Source organism: Acetobacter lovaniensis (genome assembly GCF_014207635.1).
GTDB classification, from domain to species: domain Bacteria; phylum Pseudomonadota; class Alphaproteobacteria; order Acetobacterales; family Acetobacteraceae; genus Acetobacter; species Acetobacter lovaniensis.
Window position 1 is genome coordinate 40,970 of record NZ_JACHIE010000003.1, and the last position, 25,692, is coordinate 66,661.

Sequence of the window (25,692 nt, forward strand, 5' to 3'; positions counted from 1 at the left end):
GAACAATAGGGCAGAGGCAAGAACAGCACGAACAGGTGCCCCGCTCGTGCTGCTTACACTAAAAATCTAACCTGCCTCAGGCGGACTGCTCTGCTGGCACGTCTTTTTTCTTGCCGTAAACATAGACCGGGCTGGCCTTGCCATCCGCGACCTCCCGGTTGACAACCACTTCCTCGACCGTATCAAGCCCCGGCAGGTCAAACATGGTCGACATGAGGATGCTCTCCAGAATGGAACGCAACCCACGCGCCCCGGTCTTGCGAACAATGGCCCGGTCCGCAATGGCCTTGAGCGCATCCTCCGTAAAGGACAACTGGACATCTTCCATCTGGAACAGACGCTGGTACTGCTTGACCAGAGCGTTTTTAGGCTCGGTCAGAATCTTGATCAGTGCAGCCTCGTCCAGGTCACCCAGCGTTGCCAGAACAGGCAGACGCCCGATAAATTCGGGGATAAGGCCAAACTTCATCAGATCTTCAGGCTCAACGTCGTGCAGGATTTCCCCCATCCGGCGGTCATCGAGCGAGCGTACATCGGCCCCAAAGCCAATACCCGTGCCCTTGCCGCGTGCGGAGATAATCTTGTCCAGCCCGGCAAAAGCCCCACCGCAGATAAAGAGCATGTTGGTCGTATCCACCTGCAGGAACTCCTGCTGCGGATGCTTGCGACCACCCTGCGGGGGAACAGAGGCAACAGTGCCTTCCATCAGCTTGAGCAGGGCCTGCTGCACGCCTTCCCCACTCACGTCACGCGTGATGGAGGGGTTGTCCGATTTTTTGGAAATCTTGTCGATTTCGTCAATATAGACAATCCCGCGCTGGGCACGTTCCACATTGTAATCGGATGCCTGCAACAGCTTGAGAATGATGTTCTCGACATCTTCCCCCACATACCCGGCTTCTGTCAGGGTTGTGGCGTCAGCCATTGTAAAGGGCACGTCCAGAATACGCGCCAGAGTCTGGGCCAGCAGAGTTTTACCCGAGCCCGTAGGCCCGATGAGCAGGATGTTGGACTTGGCAATTTCCACATCGCCTGACTTGCTCACCTGCGACAGGCGCTTGTAGTGGTTATGCACCGCTACGGAGAGCACCTTTTTGGCCTGCATCTGGCCAATAACGTAGTCATCCAGAACCTTGCAGATTTCCTTGGGGGTAGGGACACCCTCGCGCGACTTGACCTGCATGGTCTTGTTCTCTTCACGGATGATATCCATGCAGAGTTCAACGCATTCATCGCAGATAAACACAGTAGGGCCAGCAATAAGCTTGCGCACTTCATGCTGTGATTTGCCACAGAACGAACAATACAGCGTGTTCTTGGACTCTCCGGACTTTGCACTCATCAGCCCACTCCCCCGATCACCCCGGACTCCATGGAACCGGGGGCCAAACCCTGAGCCTTTTCTGCATACCCAGGAACAGACGACCTCCTTATTGCAACAGGAGGATTACAGTATGCCAGATTAAGGATGACCTTTATCCTTTTTACCTGCTTCGGCCGCTTTGTGGTGGCTGATCACCTCATCCACAATACCAAAAGACTGGGCTTCGGCTGCGGACATGTAGCTGTCACGCTCAAGCTTCTGCTCGATTTCTTCCAGCGTACGGCCAGTATGTTCACGGTAGATTTCGTTCAGGCGCTGCCTGATAATCAGGATTTCCTTGGCCTGAATTTCAATATCGCTCGCCTGCCCCTGTGCGCCGCCAGAAGGCTGATGCACCATGACGCGTGCGTTCGGCAGAGCGAACCTGCGCCCTTTTTCACCACCAGCCAGCAGCAGGGAGCCCATGGAGGCCGCCTGACCGATGCACACCGTGCTTACGGGGCTGCGGATGTATTGCATGGTGTCGTAAATGGCCAGACCGGCCGACACAACACCACCGGGGCTGTTGATGTAAAAGGAAATTTCCTTGGTCGGGTTCACACTTTCCAGATACAGAAGCTGCGCGGAAATAAGCGAAGCAACCTGATCATAGACAGGCCCGGTCAGGAAGATGATCCGTTCCTGCAGAAGGCGGGAATAGATATCAAAAGCCCGTTCACCGCGAGAGGTCTGTTCGACCACCATCGGCACCAGTGCATTGCTGAAGATCTCAACGGGATCACGATCCCTCATACCACTCATTCCCGTACAAAAAACTTAAACGCCCCTCCCTGCCTCTGCCATGGACAGAACCAGGGTCAGGCACACTGATTCAAGATAGAGATAAAGTGGCAATATGCCACCCCAGAAACGAAAAACAGCCTCAAAAAGAATGTCCCGCCAGTTCACACTGGCGGGACAGAGCCGTTTTATCAGATATTAGCTGGGGGAATATCTGATAGTTCTTCCAGACTCACGTCCTTGTCCGTGACCTTGGCGAGCTCAATCAGGTAATCGACAACCTTGTTTTCAAAAATCGGTCCGCGCAGGGACTCAGCAGCCTGCGGATTCTTCTGGAAGAATTCAAAGACCTCTTTTTCCTGACCGGAGTAGCGCATGGCTTCCGCCCGCACAGCCCGGCCAAGTTCTTCCGCACTGACGGAAATACCGTTCTTGCGGCCGATTTCAGCAAGGAGCAGACCCAGCCGCACGCGACGTTCCGCAATTTTGCGGTAGTCAGCGCGAAGGGTGTCTTCGTCCTTGTCCTTATCTTCATCATCAAGCTGACCAGCCTTGCGGTCGGCTTCCACCCGATTCCATATCTGCTGGAACTCGGCTTCCACCATACCTTCAGGGGCAGCAAAATCTGCCTTGCTGGAAAGGATGTCGAGCAGGTCACGCTTGATACGCAGGCGGGACATCTGGTCGTATTCGCCTTCGATCTGCTTGCGTACCAGATCCTTGAGCTGCTCAAGGCTTTCAAAGCCCATGTTCTTGGCCAGCTCTTCGTCCACCGGAGCGTCCACAGCTTTTTTGAGCTGGTTCACCTTGATGTCAAAGGTTGCTTCCTTGCCAGCCAGCTCTTCTGCGCCGTAATCAGCGGGGAAGGTCACGGTAATGACTTTTTCTTCACCCGGCTTCATGCCTTCGATCTGTTCGGCAAAACCCGGAATAAAGCCTTCGCCACCAATCTCGACATTCACGTCCTGAGCGGTACCACCATCAAAGGCAACACCGTCCTGCTTGCCAACAAAGTCAATGGCGACAACATCGCCCTTGCCTGCGGGACGCACTTCCTCGATCACTTCAAAGGTACGGCCACGCTTGGCAATATCTTCGAGCACCTTGTTGATGGCTTCGTCAGCAACAGGGGCTTTCAGGCGGGTCAGCGCGAGGTCGGAAAGGTCCGGCACAGCAATTTCCGGCAGAATTTCGCTTTCCACCTTGAATTCCAGATCCGCGCCCTTGTCTTCCTGACCGGAAACCAGATCAACCTTGGGCTGGCCAGCGGGGCGCAGGCCACGCTCTTCAAACACGGTGCGAATGGCGTCGCTCACGGCCTGTTCAAGCACTTCGCCCCAGATGGCATCGCCATAACGCTGGCGTGCCAGAGAGACAGGCACCTTGCCCGGACGGAAGCCCGGCAGGTTCAGATTGCCAGCAACTTCCTTAAGGCGCGCATCACGCTTAGCCTCAAGTTCCACGGCCGGAACTGTAACTGTGAAACCACGCTTCAGCCCTTCAGAAAGGGTCTCGGTAACCTGCATCGGCCAGGCCTTCCTCTCGGTACAAAAAATCAGTCACCCGCTGCACTAACGCCAGAAGGCGGCGGCGGACTGCGGACGGGAGCATGAAAATCTATTGGTACGGGCGGAGGGACTTGAACCCCCACAACTTGCGTCACCAGAACCTAAATCTGGCGTGTCTACCAATTCCACCACGCCCGCGCACACTCAATATACTCACCGTCGGCAAGATGCGTGGACTTAGCTGAAAGTGCCGGGCACGGCAAGACACCGAAACGGATTTTACACAGGCCCTTGCCCCTGCGCCTGCTCCGCCGTCTGGCGGGCCAGCCCCAGATAGCGGTCCAGATCCTCCGCCACAGGCCACGGACCGGCCTGCAAGCCGGCCTCCCCATGTAGCCAGACACCCGCACACGCCGCCTGCCAGGCAGGCATGCCAGCCGCCAGCAAGGCCGCAATCACGCCCGAGAGCGTATCCCCAGACCCCGCCGTACCCAAAGCTGGCGTGGCATGCGTGTTAATTGCCAGCCGTCCATCGGGGGCCGCGATCATGGTGGAAGCTCCCTTGAGCACGACCACAGCATCAATCTGCCGGGCGGCCTCACGCACCTGCTCGGGTGGGTTATCCCCCACAGGGCCGAACACCCGCGCAAATTCACCCGCATGGGGCGTAATCACAGAAACACCGCGCAGTTTTTCCGGCTGCCCGGCACAGGCACTCAGCGCGCCAGCATCTGCCAGCACACTCCGCTCCGAGTCCAGCAGCAGGGGCAGCGCTGCCTCCACCTCCGCCTCTGCCAGCCCCGGACCGCAGACCCATACATGCCTGCGCCTGTCCTCCAGCAATTGCGCCAGCGGGGCATCATCCACAATCAGGCCCGGTTGCCCCAGACGGTAGGCCGGAGCCCCAGCGCCAGCCGCCACACGCACAAGCCCCGCCCCCACGGAGCGCGCACCAGAGGCGCACAGTCGCGCGGCACCGGGCATGGACTGCCCGGCACAAATGCTCACCACCCCTCGCGTGTATTTGTTGCTCTCCCCACCCAGCACGGGCAGCGCCCACAATCCGGGGCTGTTGTGCCACGTGTTGGCAGGCACAGCCGCCAGCACAGAGTCGGGCACACCAATATCCGCCAGAACCAGACGCCCAAGCAGCCCCCGCGCCGGGTAAAGCAGGTGGCCGGGTTTGTAGCGGCAGAACGTAACAGTCATGGCAGCCTGCGGCGCATAACCGCGCACCTGCCCTGTGGCTCCATCCAGCCCCGAGGGCGTGTCCACCGCCACAATCCGGCGGGCTGCGGCCAGTGTTTCGGCCACCAGACCGCCTACATCGCGGCTAAGCCCCGCACCAAATACGGCATCCACTACCAGTTCGGCCCGCGCGGCTTCCGCCGGAGCAAAAGGAACACGCGGCCCCACATAGGCTGCACTGGCGCGCCCTGCATCCGTATCCGCCCTGGGGGGAGCCAGTTCCGCCACGGCAACCGGCCAGCCCATACCTGCCAGATACCGGGCGGCTACGTACCCATCACCCCCATTATTCCCCGGTCCGCACAACACCAGCACACGCGCAGGCCGCTCGTACCGGCGGATGGCACGCGCAACGGCCCGACCCGCATTCTCCATAAGCGTGGCAACAGGCACAAGGGCCGCACTCCGCCGGTCCACCTCCCCCATCTGCAAAGGGGTATAAAGGCTTAGGGAGGAAGGATAAGCAGGCTGCATGCTTGGCTCCGCACAGGGTGTGTGACTACTGTCAGGCATAATAGCCCCTTGCACCCGCCCCGTCCCCTTGGCAATCAGGCAGGCAGATACGCACCGGGCATGACGCTGCGCATAACAGCCTTCGCGCCCCTCCCCACCCCCAACCGTGCCAACACGGAGACACCATGCCACATTCCATTCTCTGGAGCCTTGTTCTCGCTCTCCACCTCATCAGCATCATCATGTGGATTGGTGGTGGCGCTTATGCGGCGGTTGTGCTGCGCCCCAGCCTGAGCCTTCTGGACCAGACACAGCGCAACTCCGTGCACCTGCAAACCATGGCCCGTTTTTTTAAGGGGCTGACACATGCCATTCCCACAACGCTGATCACCGGCTGGCTGCTGGTGCTGCACGAAGGCGGGTTTGCCAACGCACCGTGGACAACCAACGTCATGCAACTGCTGGGCCTGATCATGGCGGCACTGTTTGTGCGGATGTACATGGGCACCTACCAGAAGCTGCGCCGGGCCATCCGTCCGCAGGCATCGGGCTTCGACTCGGTACGCAAACAGGTGCTGGTTATTGTGGCACTGGGAATTATTACCGTGCTGGCAGCCTGCCTTGGCCATCCTTTTGTGTGAAGATAACAAGTATCCCTGCCAAAAACTTGATTTTAAGCCCAAAGACCTTTATCGGAACTAGCGCCTGAGTGGCTTTGTAATACCATGGAATAACTGGCAAACGGTCTTTGCCGGACATGCACAAAGCCAGCAGCAAGCTGAGCAACGACAGACCTAGTTCCGAGAGCATATTGACAGCCAAAACAACCGCCCGCCCCCGCAAGACGACAACTCGCAGCCGGAAAAAGGCGGCGGTTTCCGCCAGTTCAACTGCATTGGACATGCAGGACACCGAGGTGGAAAACACACCTCCCGCAGCCGGTGCGCCCGCTGAGGACAAACCCGCTCCCAAAAAGCGCGCACCCCGCCGCCGTACAGCCAAAGCCGAATCGGCTGCCAAGCCTGTAGCGGACACCGCCACGGGTGAAGGCGCAACCACGGAAGCCGTAGCTGAAGCAGCTCCCAAAAAACCACGCGCTCCAGCCAGACGGCGCACAAAGGCGGCCACGGCCACCAGAACTGCCCCTGCAACAAAGGTGGAAGCCCCTGTTGCCGTGGAACTGCAAGTGCCGGTTACACCTACGCCAGAGGCTGCTCCCACTCCGGTTGAGCCTGCCACACCCGCGGCTGCGGAACCTGTTGCGGAAGAACCCTCCCTGACTTTTGCCGACCTCGAACTCTCCAAACCCATTCTGCAGGCCATTGAGGAAATGGGGTACAAACACCCCACCCCCATTCAGGCACAGGCCATTCCCGCCGTCCTCATGGCGCGCGATGTGCTGGGGGTCGCCCAGACCGGCACGGGTAAAACGGCGTCCTTTACGCTGCCCATGCTGGAAATTCTCAGCGGTTCCCGCGCCCGCGCCCGTATGCCACGCTCGCTTATTCTGGAGCCCACGCGTGAACTGGCGTTGCAGGTCGCGGAAAACTTTGTGGAATACGGCAAGCACCTCAAGCTCAACCATGCCCTGCTGATTGGCGGTGAGAGCATGGCTGACCAGAAGGAAGTGCTCAACCGCGGCGTGGACGTGCTGATTGCAACCCCCGGTCGGCTGCTGGACCTGTTCGAACGTGGCGGCCTGATGCTGAACCACACCAAAATTCTGGTTATTGATGAAGCAGACCGGATGCTGGACATGGGGTTCATTCCTGACATTGAAAAAATTGTCAGTCTGCTGCCCCCTTCCCGCCAGACGCTGTTCTTCTCGGCCACAATGGCACCGCCCATTCGCAAACTGGCGGATGCGTTCCTGCATTCCCCCAAGGAAATCACGGTTGCGCGCCAGTCTTCCGTGGCAACAACCATTACAGCCGGACTGATTATCGTTGATGAATTCAGCAAGCGCGAAACACTGCGTCTGCTGCTCAAGGACCCTGAGCTCCAGAACGCCATTGTGTTCTGCAACCGCAAGCGCGACGTGGATGTTCTGACCAAATCGCTGACCAAGCATGGTTTTTCGGTTGGTGCCCTGCACGGAGACCTGCCCCAGTCCGTGCGTTTTTCCACTCTGGAAAAATTCAAGAACAACGAACTCAAGGTACTGGTCTGCTCGGACGTAGCCGCCCGTGGCATTGATATTGGCGGCCTGTCCCATGTGTTCAACTTTGATCTGCCGTTCCATGCGGAAGACTACGTCCACCGCATTGGCCGCACTGGCCGCGCCGGGCGCGAAGGGCATGCCTTCAGCATTGCCACGCCGTATGACAAGACACTGGCCGAGGCCATTGAACAACTGACCGGCAAGCCCATTCCCCGCCTTTCCATAGAAGGTGTGCAGCAGCTGGAATGGTCGGAAGAAAAACGCCCTCGCAGCGGCAGCCAGTCCCGTGGCGGGCAGAACCGCAAGGACAAACCGGCCCCGCAGCGGGAGCGTGAACCCAACCGCACGCGTGAAGCAACCCGCGAGCGTGAACCCAACCGTGAGCGTGAACAGCAGCGCCCAGCCCAGCAGCAGGCCGTTCAGCCTGTAGCCAATAAGCCCCAGCCCCATAATAAGGGTGGGCGTAACCAGCGTGATGAAATTCCGCCCGCACCCGCAGGCGAATTTGCAGGCTTTGGCGACCAGACGCCTGCCTTCATGCTGCTCCCACGCCGCAATTCTTCACGCCCGGCCACACCGGGTGTGCTTGAAGCAGAAACAGTGCAGGATATCGCCCACGTCTCTGACGTGGCATCCTGACCCAAGGAAAATTAGTGTCCGACATACAGGAAGTCACCATCTCCCATCTTGCAACTCAGGGAGATGGTGCCGCACGGCTCCCTGACGGACATACCGTCTTTGTTGCAGGAGCACTCCCCGGTGAGCAGGTTCGCATCCGCATCCAGTCTAATGGGCGCGGCCAGCTGGTTGAGATTGTTACACCCTCCCCCCATAGAACGACCCCGCCCTGCCCGCTGTTTGAGCGCTGTGGCGGCTGCACCTTGCAGTATATGGACCAGCCCTCCCTTCTGGCATGGAAGACCGGACTGGTAAGCCATGCACTGGAAAAAGCCGGGTTTGACATCCCGCAGGACATAACCAGCTTTCAGGTGCCGCCCAACAGCCGCCGCCGGGCTGATCTGGCCGTGCGCCGGACGGAACAGGGGATTGTGATTGGCCTGCATGCCAAAGGCAGTCAGGACGTAACAGACATGACCAGTTGCGCAGTACTGCACCCGGCCATTGTGTCCAGTCTGCCTGCATTACGCACCACCCTGCGCACCCTGAATGCTGTGCACAAAACGGCTGACCTGCACATCAATCTGCTGGATTCAGGGCTGGATATTCTGCTCAGCACCGATTCTCCACTCATTGCCACGGACCGGCAACGCCTGACGGCGCTGGCGGAAGAGCTGGATATTCCACGCATAAGCTGGCAGCGCCTGAAGGCTGCAACCCCGTATGAAACTGCGGTGCAGCGTGCGCCTGTTTACCAGACCATTGCCGGACACCAGCTTACACCCCCTCCCGGTGCTTTTTTGCAGGCAACCGCCCAGAGCGAAACAGCCATCCAGCAGGCTGTGCTGGACGCCTTACCCGCACGCCTTGGCAAGCGCGCCAGCCTGATTGAACTCTATGCCGGGTGCGGCACGCTTAGCCTGCCTTTGGGGGACCGGTGCCAGGTACAGGCTTACGAAGGGTATGAACCCGCTCTGGCAGCCCTTAAAAGTGTTGGCAAATCCCGCGTTACCTCCGTCTGCCGTGACCTGAACCGCCAACCCATTATGGGCAAGGATTTAGGCAAGGCAGATGTGGTTGTGCTGGACCCGCCCCATGCGGGGGCAAAGCTGCAAATGCGTCAGATTGCTCTGGGCAAGCCAGACTACGTGATTTACGTGAGCTGCAACCCGGCCGCGTTAAGCAACGATGCAAGCCAGCTGGCACAGGCCGGTTACAGGCTGGAGACGGTTTCGGTCATTGACCAGTTCCTGTGGTCGCCCGAAACCGAAGCCGTGTGCCGCTTTAAACGTGAAAGCTCTCGCCGCAGCCGCAACGCCCTTTCTCATTAGGGTTGATGAACACAAACCCTTCCTCCAGATCGGTTTCACGGTAATCCATCTGTGTACCGATCAGGAAGAGGGTGGCCTTGCGGTCCACCAGCAGGGTCAGGCCGTGGTCTTTAACAACTTCGTCCCCTTCCCCGCTCTGCTTTACAAACTCCATGTCATAGGCTTTGCCTGAGCAGCCTTTGGTGGAAACGGAAATACGCAGCAACTCACCCGCATGCGCCGTAGCATACAGGTGCCGCAGGCGCGTGGCGGCTGTGTCCGTCAGCCGCATAAGAGGGGGAAGTTCCCTTCTGGTTGATGAAATGGTCGCTGTTTGGGACATAACACTCCATCCTTTCCGTTAGAACATATTCAGGGCCAGCCGGGCCTCATCGCTCATACGCGACATATCCCATGGCGGATCCCACACAACTTCCACTTCGGCTGATTGAACGCCGGGCACTTTTTCCACCGCATCCTTGACCTGAATGGGCAGTTCCTGTGCGCTGGGGCAGTTGGGGGCAGTCAGTGTCATTTCAATACGCACGCGCCCGTCGTCATACAGGTCAATGGCGTAGATCAGTCCCAGCTCGTAAATATTTACCGGGATTTCCGGGTCATGCACCGTGGCTATGGCTTCGATCACGGCATCTTCGGATGCCGGGCCTGCTGCTCTGCTCTCCCCCTCCTGGGGAGCGGCATCACCATCAGGGGTCCAGCCTTCCACCTTTGCGGTAGCGCCTGCGGCCTGATCATGCTCCGCGTGCAGAACAGTTTCCACCGGCATATCCTGCGGCGGAGCTGATGCATGTGTTTGCGCCTGAACGCCTTCTTCAACCATCGACATGAGAAAAAGCCTCCTTCAGCGCAATCCAAGGCAGTTCTGCGCAGCGTATTCTTGCTTTATGGGACTGCAATGGAGCAAAAACCTCCAGCGCGCCCAAAGGGACTGGCTGGGCCTCCACCACCGGAAGCGATGGCGAGCCTACCAGCATGGCCCTGAAACGGTCTGACACCGCAAGTGCCTGAGCAACGGTGTTCCCACGCACATGCTCGGCCATAAGGTCCGCAGCGGCGGCACAAATGGCGCACCCACGCGTGTTGTGCCTGATGTCCTGAATATGGTGCCCGTTGAGCACAATATCCAGATGCGTTTTGTCCCCGCATAGCGGGTTACGGCCATCACCCTGCACATCGGGTGCGCTCAGCCGACCAGCGTAAAGGGGAGCGCGGGCACGCTCCACAATCAGCCTGTCATACAGGGCATCACGCTCTGCGGTGGTGTTCACACAAAAAAGTCCCGTATCCGCACCAGTGTATCCGCCAGCACGTCTATTTCTTCCTTCTGGGTGTAAATCCCGAAACTGGCACGGGCTGTGGCACTCAGGCCCAGACGGCGCATCAGCGGTTCGGCGCAATGGTGCCCGGCCCGTATGGCAATGCCGTTGCGGTCCAGCAGGGTGGCAATATCATGCGGGTGCACATCAGCCATGGTGAAGGACACCACCCCACCCCGCACACGCGGATGACCCACAATGCTCAGGCCCGGTACTGTCGCAAGCCGCGTGAGGGCATGGGCGGTCAGTTCCGCCTCGTGCGCGGCAATGGCGTCAAACCCGATCTTGCTCACCCAGTCTATGGCAGCGCCCAGACCAATGGTTTCCACAATTGCCGGGGTTCCTGCCTCAAACTTGTGGGGAATATTGGCCCATGTGGAACGTTCAAACGTGACGGTGGAGATCATATCCCCCCCACCAAGGAACGGCGGCATCTGCTCCAGCAGGTCACGCCGCGCCCACAGAACACCAATGCCGGTAGGCCCGTACAGCTTGTGGCCGGTAAAGGTGTAAAAATCCGCCCCCAGTTCCTGCACATCCGTTTTGTGGTGCACAACGGACTGGCTGCCATCAAACAGCACCAGCGCACCAGCGGCATGGGCTATGTCCGCTATCTGCTTTGCTGGCGTTATGGTGCCCAGCACATTGGACATGTGGGTCATGGACACAAGAGCAACCTTGCCATCTGCCAGCAGGGCCGTGTACGCGTCCATGTCCAGATCACCGTCATCGGTGATCGGAGCAACGCGCAGGTCAATACCGGCCCGGTCACGGAGCATCTGCCATGGCACAAGGTTGGCGTGATGCTCCATCTGGGAGATCAGAACCGCCTGACCGGGTTTAAGAAGCGCACCAAAGGAATGGGCCACCAGATTGATGGCTTCGGTGCTGTTGCGGGTAAACACGATTTCCTCGCGCGAAGGCGCGTTGAGGAAGTCGGCCACCAGATCACGCACACCTTCATACGCTTCGGTCGTGCGTTCGCTCATCCAGTGCAGGCCACGGTGGATGTTGGCATACTGGTGCCGCATGGTGCTGGCCATGCTGTCGATCACCGCATTGGGCTTTTGGGCCGAAGCAGCACTATCGAGAAAAACCAGCGGGCGGTCATGCACCTTTTCCCCCAGAATGGGGAACTGCTGGCGAATGGCCTGCACGTCCAGCTGTGCGTGCGCGTGGGTTGTGGAGGTATGCGTGCTCATGCGCTTTCTCCCTTACCTGCAAACCGCGCTGCCATAACCGCACGGCAGAAGGTCTGTGCCGTTGCGTCTTCCACAAGGGCGATGGCCTCGTCCAGAAAGGCATCAATCAGCATCTGGCGGGCTTCCTGCTCGGGAATGCCACGGCTGCGCAGATAAAAAAGCTGGTCATCATCCAGTGCACCAACAGTCGCGCCGTGGCTGCACCGCACATCATCAGCATAGATTTCGAGTTCAGGCTTGGCGTCTATTTCCGCTTCGGGGGAGAGCAGCAGAGCCTGATTCATCTGGTAGCCATCGGTCTTCTGGGCAATGCGCTCGACCAGCACCTTGCCCTGGAAAACACCGCGCGCATGACCATCCAGCACATTACGCACCGTCTGGCGCGATGTGCAGTCCGATGCCGCGTGGGTAATAACGCTGGTAATATCCCCCACCTGCTGCCCGGCCAGACGCTGCGCGCCATTCACATGCACAACACCACGGGTTGCCGCCAGACGGGCATGTACCTCGTGCCGCACAAGCTGGCCGCCCAGCCCCAGCACAAAGCTGTCATACACGCTCTGCTGGCCAACATGGGCATACAGGGTGCCAAGGCTGACAGCCTGTGCGCCTTCGGTCTGCAAGGTCAGGTGTTCCAGCGTTGCGCCATCTTCGACCTGAATATCCGTAACAGGGTTATGAAAATACGCCCCCTGCCCCGCCTGCACGCAGATCAGCCGCAGATGAGCTTCCTTTTCCACCACAACCGTATGCCGTGGGTGGAAAGAAAGCGGGTCCACCCCTGCAACGCCAAGGGAGATAAGCATGACATGCCCCGCATCCACCCCTGCGGGCACACGCAGCACCAGACCATCCTCTGCCAATGCGGTGTTCAGGGCTACCAGCGGGTCCCGGTCGGGGGCGGCCTGCTGGCCAAACTGGGGATCGTCCGCAAAAAAGGACAGATCAACATCATCGGGCAGCGCACTGAAGGCGGGCGCATGCCGACCATTGACAAACACCACCCGTGGCAGGGCTGCCATGGCGGGGTGGGCCTGCAAGACCCCGTCCAGCAGGGAGCGGACCGTGCTGGCCTCCACCTGCATGGGGGGGGCAGCATAGTCCTGCTTGCCCAAAGCGCGCAGGGTTGTGTAGTGCCATGCCTCTACCTTACGGTCGGGCAGGCCTGTTCTGGCCAGAGCCCCGGCGGCAGATTGCCGCTCTGCCCCGGCAAGGGTGTTCAGCCTGTTTGCAAAGAGCGCTAACGGGCCAGACATATCTTTGCTGAGTGCGTTCACGCCACCTCCGCCAGAAACTTGGTGTAGCCTTCCTGGTCAATCTGGCGGGCCAGTTCCGGCCCACCGGACAGGATGATCCGCCCACGGGCCATAACGTGAATACGGTCTGGCACCAGATAATCCAGCAGCTTCTGATGATGGGTAATAACCAGCGCCGAGAAGGTGGGCGCGCGCAGGCGGTTCACCCCTTCTGCCACAATGCGCAGGGCATCCACGTCCAGCCCGCTATCTGTTTCATCCAGAATGGCAAAGGTTGGCTGGAGCAGGGTCATCTGCAACACTTCGTTGCGTTTTTTCTCACCCCCCGAAAAGCCGACATTCACATTACGCTTGAGCATGTCCGGCGCCATGGAAAGGGCTTTGGCCGCCTCGCGCGCCATTTTCAAGAACGCCACGGCATCCAGCTCGTCCTGCCCGCGAGCACGCCGCACGGCATTAACCGCGGTGCGCAGGAAGTTGGCATTGTTAACGCCGGGCAGCTCGATAGGGGACTGGAACGCCAGAAACAGGCCCGCCGCAGCGCGCTCTTCCGGTTCCATGGCCAGCAGGTCCTGCCCGTGGAAGGTGGCGGTACCGGCTGTTACCTCGTACTCCTCCCGCCCGGCCAGAACGTAGGAGAGCGTGGATTTGCCCGAGCCGTTTGGCCCCATGATCACATGCACTTCACCCGGCGGGATGCTCAGATCCACACCACGCAGAATCTGCTTTTTCTGTCCATCCGCATCAATCTGCGCGCACAGGCCGGAAATTTCCAAAAACTGGCTCATACTCTGCTCTCCCTTAACCCACGCTGCCTTCAAGGCTGATCTGCAACAGTTTTTGCGCTTCCACGGCAAATTCCATGGGCAGTTCCTTCAGAACGTCACGGCAGAAACCGTTTACGATCAGGCCGACCGCGTCTTCCTCGGACAGGCCACGCTGGCGGCAGTAAAACAGTTGGTCTTCTGAAATCTTGGATGTTGTTGCTTCGTGCTCGATGCGCGCATGCATGTTGCGGCTTTCAATATACGGCACGGTATGCGCCCCGCACTGGTCACCGATCAGCAGGCTGTCGCACTGGGTGAAGTTGCGTGCGCCAGAGGCCTTGGGCTGCACCCGCACCAGACCACGATACGTGCTGTCCGAACGGCCAGCACTGATAGTCTTGGCAATAATGGTGGAGCGCGTGTTGCGGCCAAGGTGGATCATCTTGGTGCCGGTGTCGGCCTGCTGGTGGTTGTTGGTGACCGCCACGGAGTAGAACTCACCCACCGAGCCTTCCCCCTGCAGAATGCAGGAAGGATACTTCCACGTAATGGCCGAGCCGGTTTCCACCTGCGTCCAGGATATTTTGGAGCGTGCCCCGCGGCATGCGCCGCGCTTGGTTACAAAGTTATAAATCCCGCCACGCCCGTTCTCATCGCCGGGGTACCAGTTCTGCACCGTGGAATATTTGATGGAGGCATCATCCATGGCCACCAGTTCAACCACAGCGGCATGGAGCTGGTTTTCATCACGCATGGGGGCCGTGCAGCCCTCAAGGTAGGAAACGGAACCCCCTTCCTCCACCACAATCAGTGTCCGCTCAAACTGCCCGGTGTTTTTCGCATTGATCCGGAAGTAGGTGGACAGTTCCATGGGGCAGCGTACCCCCTTGGGCACGTACACAAACGAACCATCCGTAAACACGGCGGAATTGAGGGCGGAAAAGAAGTTGTCCCCCGCAGGCACCACCGTACCCAGATATTTACGCACCAGATCGGGGTGTTCCCTGACCGCCTCGGAAATCGGGCAGAAAATTACCCCCGCTTCCTCCAGCGTCTTGCGGAAAGTGGTGGCAACGGAAACACTGTCAAACACCGCATCCACGGCCACGGGCATGCGCTCGCCCTCGGGCACTTCCACCCCGGCCAGCAGAGCCTGCTCGTGCAGGGGAATACCCAGCTTTTCGTAGGTACGCAGCAGTTCGGGGTCCACTTCGTCCAAAGACCTGGGACCGGGCTTTTTACGCGGTGCCGCGTAATAATGCGCATCCTGATAATCAATGGGAGGAAAGGCGACCTTGGCCCATTTGGGCTCTTCCATGGCCTGCCATGTTTTATAGGCGGCCAGACGCCATTCCAGCATCCATTCCGGCTCTTCCTTACGGCTGGAAATCAGACGGATAATGTCCTCATTCAGCCCTTTGGGAGCCATGTCCATTTCTATGTCGGTTTCAAAGCCCCATTTGTACGTGGACTGTCCCAGCTTCTCTACGGCTTCGCGTGTTTGTGTGACTGCTGGCATTGTTCAGGCCCCTTCCCGTACCGTGTGGGTCGTATTGAGCGTGTTGATCTGGGAGGGAACCGGGAAGCATGCTTCCTTGGGGCGCATGCTTTCCAGCGAAATTCCCTCCAGCGTTGAGCGTATTGCCGTGTTGATAACGTCCCAACTACCACACAGACCGCAGGACAGGCCGGTATCGCACTCACGCCCGCCAACGCAGGCGGTCAGGGCAATCTGGCCATCAACTGCGGCAATCACACTGGCAACAGACATATCCGCCAGAGACCGGGCCAGACGATACCCCCCTTTTGCGCCACGCTGGGAAAGCACAAAACCATGGGCTGACAAAACCTTGAGCACCTTGGCAACCGTGGGTTCAGGCACACCCGTAATGGCGGCAAGGGCTGGGGATGTCACCACACCGTCCTGTTCCCCCAGTTTAACAAGTATGACGATCGCATAGTCCGCCAGACGGGAAAGTTTCAGCATAATCCGGCTTTCACCTAATTAAAGACCTGAATGGTCCTGTTTCGGATACATGGCGACAAGCGTTGCCAACGTCAACCCAAAACGTCCTGTTACAGGCAGCCTACTCCGGCCTTTCAACGCATATGTGATCTGCGGTTCCCTGCGGAGCTGCCTTTAGCCAAGCTTACGCCCATCCCCGCTGCACCAGCCTTTCCATATCCGCTCAAGTGCCATGCGACCAACTTTTGCCTCGCCCGGGGGATTCTGGCACAAAAAAGAAAACTTACTGCGCGTTGATCCCGAATGTCAGCCGGAGAACGGCAAACAGTAACGCCCCAACCGCAAACCCGACCAGTGTGCCGTTAAAACGAATGAACTGCAGGTCCTTGCCAACACGCAGTTCCAGCTTTTCCGCAATTTCCACCGCGTTCCAGCCCGATACAACACGGGCAATAAACTCGGCCATCTGGTCCCGCACAAATGGCAGGGCCTTGCCAATGGTACCGTCAACACGTTCCTCAATACGCTGGCGCAGCACCTCGTCATTCCGCAACTGGCCCGCCATGCGCGCCAGTGCATCCCGCAGCAGGCAGGCCGTACGCCCCTGCGGGTCCTCCACGTCAGCTTCCACCATGCGCCGGAAACGTAGCCAGATATCCCCCCACCAGCCCACAACACTTTCGTGCGACAGTACGGAGGTCACGGCCTGCGTAAACTCCCGCCCCCGCTCGGGGTCTGTTTCTATCCGGTCGATCTGGAGTCTCACCCAGCTTGTAAAGCCTTCGCGCAGGCTGGAATTTTCCGGATCGATTCGGTCCAGTTCCTGTGCTGCGGCACTCAGCACCTTGGTGGCAATCGAGCCCCCAATGGCCCAGCCCAGAATACGCCCCCCCTGCTCCCGCACGCGGTCCTCGATCATGTCGCGCAGAGCGCCTTCCTTGGCCTTCAGCCCATCCTTGAGCTGGCTGAGGAAGTAGGAGAGCACCTCCTGATGCCGGTCATCATCGACCAGACTGCGCAACGCCTTGGCAATAACAGGGGACAGGTCACTCCCACCCAGCAGGCCGGGCATAATCCGGCCTATGGCGTTGCTGGCCCTGCCATCTTCCAGCCGGTCCAGCAGTTGCGGCATGGAACGCGCCATGGCCCCCACTACCGCATCCTGCGTTGCGGGGTCTTCCAGCAGATTGGCAATAAAGCCCGGCACATCCACCCTGGCCAGCACACGCTCGACCTCCCTGGCGGTAAACACCTGACTGGCCACAAATCGCCCAAGGGCGCGGGCAAGGCGGTCTTTTTGCGCGGGCAGAATGGCCGTGTGCGGAATAGGCAGCCCCAGCGGGTGGCGGAACAGAGCCACGACCGCAAACCAGTCCGCCACCCCCCCGACCACACCGGCCCGCGCACCGGCGCGGAACATTTCCAGAAAAAAACCATCCTTTACCCAGCCCGCAGCCGGGGCGGCATAGCCCAGAGCAGTCATCCCCCCCATGGCAACCAGCAACCCTGTGGCTGCATTCTGGTATCGCCGGAGTGTCTGCCGGGCGGCAATGTCTGCTTCCGTGTCGGTATGCGCTGTCATGGAACCTTGAATAGCACTCCCCCTCCGTCACCCCAAGTATGCGTGAGGCAGTTGCGCACGGAAAGCAGACATGAAAAGCTAACATACAAACTGTTGCCCTAACGTTTTGTTTCTTTTCCGATTTAATCCGCAAGGATATAGAGCGCGCCATGACCACGGATTTTTCTGCCCTTCCTCCTCGCATCGGGAGCGTGCTCGCCTCCATTGCCAGCATGTCCTCCACCGGCACCCCGGCGGAAGGCACCAACCCCGTCATGGGCACGGCCCTGCGACTCAGTGACGCTCTGGAAAATGGGGCAATCACGTTTGAAGATGTCACCCAGATGGTGCGTACCCTGCGCGACCAGGCTTTTTTAAGCCGCTCACGCCGCCTGCACCGCTATGTGGGGGGGGCCACGCTCGATACCGCACAGGACAAGCTGCGCCATGTTGCCGAGCAGCTTTGCGCCAGCCTGCCCACGCTCTCCTTTGCGGCGTATAGCCAGCTTGTTTCCTCCACCCGTTTTGCCGCCGTGTTTACGGCCCACCCGACCTTTGCCCTGAGCAATCCGGTGTACGAAGCACTGGCCCAGAGTGCTTCGCTCGATATTCCGCCCGAAACCGCACCGTTTTTTGCAACCCACCGCCGCAGCGTACACCCGACGCTGGAGGAAGAGTTCACGCTGGCCGTGCAGGCCATTACCCGTGCGCGGGACGCCATAGACCAGCTTAACGCCGCCCTGCTCACCACTGCCAAAAATATCTGGCCGCAGGAGTGGACTACACTTTCCCCCCGCCCCGTCATTGCCACAAGCTGGGTGGGCTACGACACGGATGGCCGCACGGACATAGGCTGGTGGGATACCCTGCGCCTGCGCCTGCGCATGAAGCTGTTCCAGCTTATGCGGCTCGAACGCCAGATTGCCCACGAAGGCGTTCTGGCCCCCGAACTGACAGAGACACTCCAAAAGGCCATAGACTGCGTAAAAGCCCAGATTAGCGCAGTCCCTAACGGTGCAACGGATGGGCAGGCGGTAGCCCGTTTTGCCGAACTGCTGGTGAATGGCCGCACAACAGCGCTGACCTGCGCATCCGACCTGAGCGCGCTTTTACAGACCGCCATTGAGAGTGCCCCCCCTTCCGCCCAACTCCCCCTTGCGGTGGCGCGTGCCGGGTTTATGGCCCATGGCCTTGGGCTGGCGCATACCCATGTCCGGCTGAACGCCAGCCAGATCCATAACTTCGTCCGCCAGAAGCTGAACCTGCTGGACGACCCGACCAATCCGGCCCAGCGCCGCGCCCTGCTCAACCGTGTGAATGAGGCTCTGGAAAGCGTAACCCCCGTTCCGGTGGACTTTGGCGCCCTGCTCAGCGATCCCTCATCGGCCGGGCGGCTGATGATGACAATCGCCCAGATTGTCAAATACGTGGATTCCGATACTCCCGTCCGCTTCCTGATTGCCGAGACCGAAACCGGCTACACCCTGCTGACCGCATTGTGGATAGCCACCTATTTCGGGGTCGCCGACCGTATCGAAATTTCGCCGCTGTTTGAAACAGAAGACGCACTGGTCAAAGGCGAACATATTGTGGAGGAAGCCCTCCGCTCCCCCCTATGGCGCGATTATGTCCGCCGCGTCGGGCGGATATGCTTCCAGTTCGGGTACTCGGATTCCGGGCGTTATATTGGCCAGCTTGCGGCCTCCTACCAGATCGAGCGGCTGCGGCTACACATCCATGACCTGCTGGTACGCTGGGACCTGAGCGATGTTGAGGTCGTATTCTTTGACACGCACGGCGAAAGCATAGGCCGCGGCGCGCACCCCTTCCGCATGTCAGACCGGCTGGACTATCTCTCCCCCGCCCATGTGCGGAAGCGCTTTGAAAGCTCGAACATCCACTGCCGCGAGGAAACCGCTTTTCAGGGTGGGGATGGCTACCTGCTGTTTGGCAGCCCGGAACTGGCCACTGCCACCATAGCCACCATTGCGGAAAACCTGTTCCTCAGCGACCAGCAGAAAAGCGACCCCATTTACGACCATCCGGATTTTTCGGCAGATTTTTTCTCCAGCGTGATCGACAACATGAAAGGTCTGGTCGCCGACCCCGGCTACGCGGCCCTGCTGGGGGCTTTTGGCCCATCCCTGATTGACCGCACCGGCTCCCGCCCACCCGCACGGCAAAGTGCGGAGGCCGCAACCCGTAGCCGGATCACGCACCCCAGCCAGTTGCGGGCCATCCCCAACAACGCCATTCTCCAGCAACTTGGCTGGTGCGCCAATACCTTGCAGGGTTTGGGGGCTGCTGCCCAGCGTCACCCGGAAACGTTTGAAACACTCAACACCTCCAGCCCCCGCTTTCACCGCGCGCTGGACTTTGCCCGCCATGCCCTTGCCTGCTCGGATGACAAGGTGCTCAAGAGCGTTGTGTGCCTGCTGGACCCCGGCTTCTGGCTGGACCGCGCAACGGAGGAAACATCTCCCAAACGCCAGAAAGCTTTTCTGGCCCTTATGGGGGGGCTGGAAGGCCTGAACCTCTCCGCGGAACTGCATACCATGTTCCGCCGCATTCAGGCCGACCATCTGGCCCTGCGCGAAGCATGGCAGCATGCCCCGCGCACGGAGCCGCGTATTCGCCTGCTCCATGCCATACGGATCATGCTGATCGAGCGCATCTGGCTGCTGGCGTGCCGTATTCCCTTCTTCATGCCGCGTGGTGGCTTCAACCACGAGATGATGATGCAGCACATCCTGTGTCTGGATATCCCTACGGTTCTGAAGGAAATGAAGTTCATCTTCCCCACAGGCACCGGACCGTCCGATCTGGACTTCCACGAGCCACGCGGCCCGCGTGAAGAAGGGATTTACGTGCGCGAACACCGCGACATCTTTGCCCCCATGGGCCAGATGTTCGAACTCATGCGCGAGATCAGCGTAGCGCTCATGCATGATATTGGGGAATTTGGCTAACAACTCCCATCAGGGCGGCAAACGCGCCACCGTTTGCCGCCACAGCACCTGACCAACACACAGACTACCTCCTCCCCTCCGGGAGGGGCATACGGCGCTCAGATGCCGCCATAACGGGAGCCGGAGCCAGTGCTCCCGTTCCCCCTTTTCTTCTCCCAAAATCTGGAACCTCTATGGCCGCATAGCTTTGTGCTGCCCAAATGCGCGCGCAACAAAAAAGCCGCCTCCCCGAAGGGAGACGGCCTTGTTGTTTTTCCAACCCGAAGGATGAAAAACTTAGCGGGACTGCGCCATGATTTCGTCTGCCACGTTACGCGGCACCGGATCATAGTGATGGAACTGCATGGTAAAGGACGCACGGCCCTTGGTCATGGAGCGCAGGTGGGAAATGTAACCGAACATTTCCTTCAGCGGCACATGTGCACGAACCATAACCGTGGAACCCGAAGTTTCCTGGCTCTGGATCATCCCACGACGGCGGTTAAGATCGCCCACCACGTCACCAACGTGATCGTTCGGGGTGGTCACTTCCACGTCCATGATCGGTTCCAGAATAACCGGACCAGCACTCTTCATACCTTCACGGAAGCAGGCCTTCGCAGCGATTTCAAACGCCAGCGCGGACGAGTCAACGTCATGGTATTTGCCGTCAAGCAGGGTGAACTTGAAGTCAACCGTGGGGAAGCCAGCCAGAACACCTGTGGAAGACTGCATGCGGATCCCTTTTTCCACCGCAGGAATGTATTCCTTCGGCACGGTACCGCCAACAACCTTGTTCTCGAACGAAATGCCAGCGTTCCGATCAACCGGTTCAAAGGAAATCTTCACTTCAGCGAACTGGCCCGAACCACCAGACTGCTTCTTGTGGGTATAGGTTTCCGTGTGCGGCTTGGAAATGGTTTCGCGGTATGCAACCTGCGGCGCACCCACGTTTGCATCCACACCATATTCACGACGCAGACGGTCGATGATGATGTCCAGATGCAGCTCGCCCATGCCGGACAGAATGATCTGGCCCGTTTCCTGGTCGGTCTTGAGGTGCAGGGAGGGATCTTCACCAGCCAGCTTCTGCAGGGCCAGTGTCATCTTTTCCACTGCGTCCTTGGTTTTCGGTTCGACGGAAATGTCGATAACCGGAACCGGGAAGGACATACGTTCCAGCACAACCGGATCGGCAGCATCGGCCAGCGTGTCACCCGTCTGGGAGTCTTTCAGACCCACGAACGCAGCGATATCACCAGCGTGCACTTCGCTCAGTTCCACGCGCTTGTCAGCGTGCATCTGATAGATGCGACCAATACGTTCCTTGTGGCCCTTGGTGGTGTTCAGAACGGTGTCACCGGTCTTGAGAACGCCACGATAGACGCGCACAAAGGTCAGCGTGCCATACTTGTCGTTGATGATCTTGAAGGCCAGACCGGCAAACTTGCCATCGGGATCAACCGGCAGAATGGGCTGGGATGCTTCGTCTTCGTCCTCACCTTCGGGGGGGGCGCAGCGAATGCCTTCAACGTCGTTAGGAGCAGGCAGGTAGTCAACAATCCCGTCGAGCAGAGGCTGCACGCCCTTGTTCTTGAAGGCCGTACCGCACAGAACCGGACGGAACTCGCCCGAAATGGTGCCTTTTTTGATGCAGCGCTTCAGGGTTTCGACAGAAACGTCACCCTTTTCGAAGTATTCTTCCATGGCGGTTTCATCAACAGCCAGGGCCGTGTCCAGCAGGTTCTGGCGTGCTTCGGCAGCCTTTTCCTTCAGGTCGGCAGGAATTTCTTCGTCGTGGAACTTCGCACCCAGTTCACCACCTTCCCAGATGATGGCCTTCATTTCCACCAGATCGACAACGCCGAGGAACTGGTCTTCCACACCGATGGGCAGCTGAAGGGGGATAGCAACGATGTCCAGCTTTTCCTTCAGCGTGTCGAATGCACGGTAGAAGTCTGCGCCGGTACGGTCGAGCTTGTTGATGAAGATGATGCGCGGAACGTTGTAACGGTCAGCCAGACGCCAGTTGGTTTCAGACTGCGGCTGAACACCGGCAACACCTTCAATGATGAACACGGCACCATCGAGCACGCGCAGCGAGCGGTTCACTTCGATGTTGAAGTCGATGTGTCCGGGGGTGTCGATGATGTTGATCCGGTGCTCTTTCCAGTCACAGGTCACGGCGGCGGAGGTGATGGTAATACCACGCTCACGTTCCTGGGCCATGTAGTCTGTGGTGGTGTTACCTTCGTGCACTTCACCAATCTTGTGGGACACGCCGGTGTAGTACAGAATGCGTTCGGTCGTGGTTGTCTTACCCGCGTCAATGTGCGCGGTGATACCGATATTACGGATCTTGGACAGATCAGTTGTGGCGGACACGAAAACCTCCAGAAAACAGGTAAGGCGCGACAGGAACAAACCTTCGCGCCTGTGGCCGCCGAACGCCTTGAACGCCTTCTGAAAATTATTGCTTTCAGAAAGCTGGCTGCCGGACACCGGCCGATAGACAAAAGCGCCTGACAAGGAGTGGCAGGCGCCTGAACCGCAGAAACCGGGTTCTGTCACCTAACGTGGCAGACCCCGGTTCCTACGGAATAGACAAAGCCCTGAATCAGACGCCTGCGGCGGCCTGCTTCTTGGCCTGCACGCGCAGAACGCGACGCTTGATGACCTGTGCTTCCGTGGGGAGCTTGCGGTTAGGCGTGCTCAGCAGGAAGGAATCCAGACCACCATTGTGTTCAATGGTGCGCAGGCCACGTGCGCTAACGCGCATATGGACGGCGGAGCCCAGAATTTCGGACGTCAGAGACGCTTCCTGCAGGTTGGGCAGAAAGCGACGACGGGACTTGTTGTTGGCATGACTGACGTTATTTCCGGTCAGCACGCCTTTGCCGGTGATCTGGCAACGACGGGACATTGTCTCATCCTTGTCTTAAACAAAAAAGGAACTAGAGGGCCGAGACAAACGCCCGGCGACCACATTCAGGATTGGCGCGGCTTATGACATCAGCCATCGCCTTCAGTCAAGGGTTGAAGCTCAGGCTTTCTCGCTTTCCTCACCACCATCGGCCATGACGGAGGCGTGAACATCACCCAGACGCACGCTTTGCGCGGCAGAGTCGAGAATGCGCAGGATGGTTTCCTTGTCCATGCTGCGGGCCATCACACCCAGCGATCCGCCAAGCAATGCCGAGGCCACAGCCAGTGGCGGGAACTTCTCATTCCGCAAATGGTCAATGGCGTGTTCGATCACCATTGCGCAGCGGGCAAGGTCTTCGGGCACTTCGGGGCGCTGCCCGGCATGTGCTGCATTTTCCGCCCCTGTCGTGGCGTGTGCGTGGGTATCCGCCATGTTTTTACTCCTTAACGTTCTTTGCAGCATCTGCCGGATTCGGCGGGATGGCAACAATCGGCAGGTCAGCTCTCCCCCGTGGCCTGCGCGGCCCACATGGCTGCGTACTGGCCCTGTGCCGCCAGCAACTGCGCATGTGTGCCACGCTCCACAACCAGCCCCTGCCCCATGACCAGAATTTCGTCCGCATCCACAATCGTGGAGAGCCGGTGAGCGATCACAAGGGTTGTCCGGTGGGCGGAAACGGTTTTAAGCGCTGCCTGAATTTCTTTTTCCGTATGTGTGTCCAACGCGCTGGTGGCCTCGTCAAGCACAAGAACGCGTGGGTCTTTCAAAATCGTGCGGGCTATGGCCACGCGCTGTTTTTCCCCACCTGAGAGCTTGAGCCCACGCTCGCCCACCTGTGTTTCGTACCCTTCGGGCAGGGTCATGATAAAATCATGGATCTGGGCCAGCCGGGCAGCCTCCTCCACCTGTTCGGGAGTAGCCCCCAGACGCCCGTAGGCGATGTTGTAGCCTATGCTGTCATTGAACAGCACGGTATCCTGCGGGACAACGCCTATGGCCGCACGCAGGTCCGCCTGACGGTATGAGCGCACGTCATGCCCATCCACCATGACCGCCCCGGACCATGTATCGTAAAAACGGAACAGCAGGCGGCTTATGGTGGATTTACCCGCCCCCGTACTCCCCACAATAGCCACCTTGTGCCCCGGCTGCACATCAAAACTGACGCCGTGCAGGATCTCCCGCTCGGGGCGGTAGCCAAAATGCACATCACGGAACGCCACCTGTGCCGGAGCAGAGCCCGCCAGCCGCGTGGCAATGGGGAGCGGGCTGGCCGGGTCTGCCACCTCCACCACCTCTTCCGTCAGGCTGAGCATATGCTCCAGATCGACCAGAGCGGTGCGGATACCCGAATACACGGAACCCAGAAAATTGAGCGGGCCATAAAGCTGGAGCAGGTAGGTGTTGACCATGACAAACTCACCCACCGTAATGCGCCCCACCTCCACATCATGCCCGCCCAGCAGCATGATTGCGGCAAGAGATATGGCAATAATGGCCGCCTGACCAAAGTTGAGCACCCCTAGGGAGTACTGGGTTTTCATGGCCGCTTTTTCGTACCGGGCCTGCGCGTTGTCGTACCGCCGGGCCTCATGCTCCTCGTTGCCAAAATATTTTACGGTTTCGTAATTGAGCAGACTATCCAGCGCCCGGCCGGACGCCTCGGTGTTGGTGTCGTTCATACGGCGGCGAATACCCAGCCGCCACGAGGTAAACCGAACCGTAAACACAATATAGGCCGTGATCATGAGCGCGATCATGAGCACATAGGTCCAGTTGAACAGCCGCCAGATCACCCCCATCACCAGCAGGGCCTGCAAAATTGTCGGCGAGAGGGACATGAGCATGCGCAAAAGCGTTTCCACCGCTTCCGTGCCGCGCTCTATGGCGCGCGTAACACCCCCTGTGCGTCTGTCCAGATGGAAGCGCAGGGAAAGCTTATGCATATGCGCAAAACTGCGATAGGCCGCCTGCCGCGCCACACGGAAGCGCACGGGCGCGAACAGGGAATCCCGCAGGTTGGTCAACGCACCGGACACAAGGCGCACCAGACCGTAGCACAGGATAAGTAACGCCGGTGCCATGGCCAGACTGCCGGGGTGTACAAACCTGTCCACCACCTTGCTATACACAATGGGCACTGACAGCGTTGCCAGTTCCCCGGCCACAAGAACAACCAGCACCAGCGCCATACGCCAGCGCAGGGCCTTGTTCTCCTGCGGCCACAGATAGGGCAACAAACGGGCAAAAGTATAGGAAACCGGCCTATTGAGTGGGCCAGACACTGCTCTACGGGGGGACATGCCCCCGGATGTGGCACGTCAGGC

Annotated in this window: 22 protein-coding genes and 1 tRNA gene; 4 read left to right on the plus strand and 19 right to left on the minus strand. The window is 59.1% G+C overall.

Annotation, left to right across the window (positions count from 1 at the left end):
• Positions 1 to 76 precede the first annotated feature (76 nt).
• The 5 genes from clpX to HNR55_RS05040 form a co-directional block, all read right to left on the minus strand.
• Positions 77 to 1,342, minus strand: coding sequence for an ATP-dependent Clp protease ATP-binding subunit ClpX (clpX, locus tag HNR55_RS05020; RefSeq protein WP_166112264.1), 1,266 nt, complete (start codon positions 1,340 to 1,342; stop codon positions 77 to 79).
• 120 nt (positions 1,343 to 1,462) lie between these two features.
• Entirely contained in the window at positions 1,463 to 2,125 is a 663-nt protein-coding gene (locus HNR55_RS05025; RefSeq protein ID WP_179290119.1) for an ATP-dependent Clp protease proteolytic subunit, read from the minus strand.
• A 170-nt stretch (positions 2,126 to 2,295) separates the two neighbouring features.
• On the minus strand, positions 2,296 to 3,630 hold the full coding sequence (gene tig / locus HNR55_RS05030; protein WP_166112267.1) for a trigger factor: 1,335 nt from the start codon (positions 3,628 to 3,630) through the stop codon (positions 2,296 to 2,298).
• A gap of 95 nt (positions 3,631 to 3,725) precedes the next feature.
• Positions 3,726 to 3,810 (minus strand) — tRNA-Leu (locus tag HNR55_RS05035).
• 81 nt (positions 3,811 to 3,891) lie between these two features.
• Entirely contained in the window at positions 3,892 to 5,334 is a 1,443-nt protein-coding gene (locus tag HNR55_RS05040) for an NAD(P)H-hydrate dehydratase (protein WP_166112677.1), read from the minus strand.
• Between the two features lie 164 nt (positions 5,335 to 5,498).
• Here HNR55_RS05040 and HNR55_RS05045 point away from each other — a divergent pair, with 164 nt between their 5' ends.
• Positions 5,499 to 5,954 carry a hypothetical protein gene (locus tag HNR55_RS05045; RefSeq protein ID WP_166112270.1) on the plus strand — a complete coding sequence of 152 codons (456 nt, stop codon included), beginning with the start codon at positions 5,499 to 5,501 and terminating at the stop codon, positions 5,952 to 5,954.
• On the opposite strand, the gene HNR55_RS05050 is transcribed toward HNR55_RS05045, so the two are convergent.
• Entirely contained in the window at positions 5,914 to 6,216 is a 303-nt protein-coding gene (locus HNR55_RS05050; RefSeq protein ID WP_166112168.1) for a hypothetical protein, read from the minus strand. The genes HNR55_RS05045 and HNR55_RS05050 overlap by 41 nt on opposite strands.
• Between HNR55_RS05050 and HNR55_RS05055 the strand changes: the two genes are divergently transcribed.
• Positions 6,215 to 8,113: a DEAD/DEAH box helicase gene (locus HNR55_RS05055; RefSeq protein WP_373318100.1), complete on the plus strand. Its 1,899-nt coding sequence runs from the start codon at positions 6,215 to 6,217 to the stop codon at positions 8,111 to 8,113. The two genes, HNR55_RS05050 and HNR55_RS05055, sit on opposite strands and share 2 nt — an antisense overlap.
• A gap of 14 nt (positions 8,114 to 8,127) precedes the next feature.
• Positions 8,128 to 9,423, plus strand: coding sequence for a 23S rRNA (uracil(1939)-C(5))-methyltransferase RlmD (rlmD, locus tag HNR55_RS05060; RefSeq protein ID WP_166112275.1), 1,296 nt, complete (start codon positions 8,128 to 8,130; stop codon positions 9,421 to 9,423).
• Here the strand turns inward: rlmD and HNR55_RS05065 are convergent.
• The 9 genes from HNR55_RS05065 to HNR55_RS05105 all read right to left on the minus strand — a co-directional run bounded on the left by HNR55_RS05065 (position 9,377) and on the right by HNR55_RS05105 (position 17,512).
• The gene (locus HNR55_RS05065; protein ID WP_166112278.1) at positions 9,377 to 9,745 is read right to left on the minus strand and encodes a HesB/IscA family protein; all 369 of its coding nucleotides are present in this window, start codon (positions 9,743 to 9,745) and stop codon (positions 9,377 to 9,379) included. The genes rlmD and HNR55_RS05065 overlap by 47 nt on opposite strands.
• 18 nt (positions 9,746 to 9,763) lie before the next feature.
• Positions 9,764 to 10,189 carry an SUF system Fe-S cluster assembly protein gene (locus HNR55_RS05070; RefSeq protein ID WP_166112680.1) on the minus strand — a complete coding sequence of 142 codons (426 nt, stop codon included), beginning with the start codon at positions 10,187 to 10,189 and terminating at the stop codon, positions 9,764 to 9,766.
• A 46-nt stretch (positions 10,190 to 10,235) separates the two neighbouring features.
• Positions 10,236 to 10,691 carry a Fe-S cluster assembly sulfur transfer protein SufU gene (gene sufU / locus HNR55_RS05075; RefSeq protein ID WP_166112281.1) on the minus strand — a complete coding sequence of 152 codons (456 nt, stop codon included), beginning with the start codon at positions 10,689 to 10,691 and terminating at the stop codon, positions 10,236 to 10,238.
• Positions 10,688 to 11,941, minus strand: a complete 1,254-nt coding sequence (locus tag HNR55_RS05080) for an aminotransferase class V-fold PLP-dependent enzyme (RefSeq protein ID WP_166112283.1) — start codon at positions 11,939 to 11,941, stop codon at positions 10,688 to 10,690. Before HNR55_RS05080 ends, sufU begins: the two co-directional genes overlap by 4 nt.
• On the minus strand, positions 11,938 to 13,197 hold the full coding sequence (gene sufD / locus HNR55_RS05085; RefSeq protein ID WP_184382585.1) for a Fe-S cluster assembly protein SufD: 1,260 nt from the start codon (positions 13,195 to 13,197) through the stop codon (positions 11,938 to 11,940). The genes HNR55_RS05080 and sufD overlap by 4 nt, the downstream gene beginning before the upstream one ends.
• 17 nt (positions 13,198 to 13,214) lie before the next feature.
• Positions 13,215 to 13,985, minus strand: a complete 771-nt coding sequence (gene sufC, locus HNR55_RS05090) for a Fe-S cluster assembly ATPase SufC (RefSeq protein WP_086645443.1) — start codon at positions 13,983 to 13,985, stop codon at positions 13,215 to 13,217.
• Positions 13,986 to 13,998: 13 nt separating this feature from the next.
• Positions 13,999 to 15,483: a Fe-S cluster assembly protein SufB gene (sufB, locus tag HNR55_RS05095; protein ID WP_166112289.1), complete on the minus strand. Its 1,485-nt coding sequence runs from the start codon at positions 15,481 to 15,483 to the stop codon at positions 13,999 to 14,001.
• A gap of 3 nt (positions 15,484 to 15,486) precedes the next feature.
• Positions 15,487 to 15,951 carry an SUF system Fe-S cluster assembly regulator gene (locus tag HNR55_RS05100; RefSeq protein WP_166112292.1) on the minus strand — a complete coding sequence of 155 codons (465 nt, stop codon included), beginning with the start codon at positions 15,949 to 15,951 and terminating at the stop codon, positions 15,487 to 15,489.
• A 262-nt stretch (positions 15,952 to 16,213) separates the two neighbouring features.
• Positions 16,214 to 17,512 (minus strand): DUF445 domain-containing protein, encoded by a 1,299-nt coding sequence (locus tag HNR55_RS05105; RefSeq protein WP_166112295.1) that lies wholly within the window; start codon positions 17,510 to 17,512, stop codon positions 16,214 to 16,216.
• 149 nt (positions 17,513 to 17,661) lie between these two features.
• Here HNR55_RS05105 and HNR55_RS05110 point away from each other — a divergent pair, with 149 nt between their 5' ends.
• Positions 17,662 to 20,460, plus strand: coding sequence for a phosphoenolpyruvate carboxylase (locus tag HNR55_RS05110; protein WP_166112298.1), 2,799 nt, complete (start codon positions 17,662 to 17,664; stop codon positions 20,458 to 20,460).
• Positions 20,461 to 20,736: 276 nt separating this feature from the next.
• Here the strand turns inward: HNR55_RS05110 and fusA are convergent, their stop codons facing one another.
• The 4 genes from fusA to HNR55_RS05130 all read right to left on the minus strand — a co-directional run bounded on the left by fusA (position 20,737) and on the right by HNR55_RS05130 (position 25,605).
• A complete protein-coding gene (gene fusA, locus HNR55_RS05115) occupies positions 20,737 to 22,824 on the minus strand; it encodes an elongation factor G (protein ID WP_166112683.1) in 2,088 nt (695 codons plus the stop codon).
• A gap of 232 nt (positions 22,825 to 23,056) precedes the next feature.
• Positions 23,057 to 23,362 carry a 50S ribosomal protein L28 gene (gene rpmB, locus HNR55_RS05120; RefSeq protein WP_166112302.1) on the minus strand — a complete coding sequence of 102 codons (306 nt, stop codon included), beginning with the start codon at positions 23,360 to 23,362 and terminating at the stop codon, positions 23,057 to 23,059.
• 120 nt (positions 23,363 to 23,482) lie between these two features.
• Positions 23,483 to 23,797: a hypothetical protein gene (locus HNR55_RS05125; RefSeq protein WP_166112305.1), complete on the minus strand. Its 315-nt coding sequence runs from the start codon at positions 23,795 to 23,797 to the stop codon at positions 23,483 to 23,485.
• Between the two features lie 65 nt (positions 23,798 to 23,862).
• Entirely contained in the window at positions 23,863 to 25,605 is a 1,743-nt protein-coding gene (locus HNR55_RS05130; RefSeq protein WP_184382591.1) for an ABCB family ABC transporter ATP-binding protein/permease, read from the minus strand.
• Positions 25,606 to 25,692: the final 87 nt, after the last annotated feature.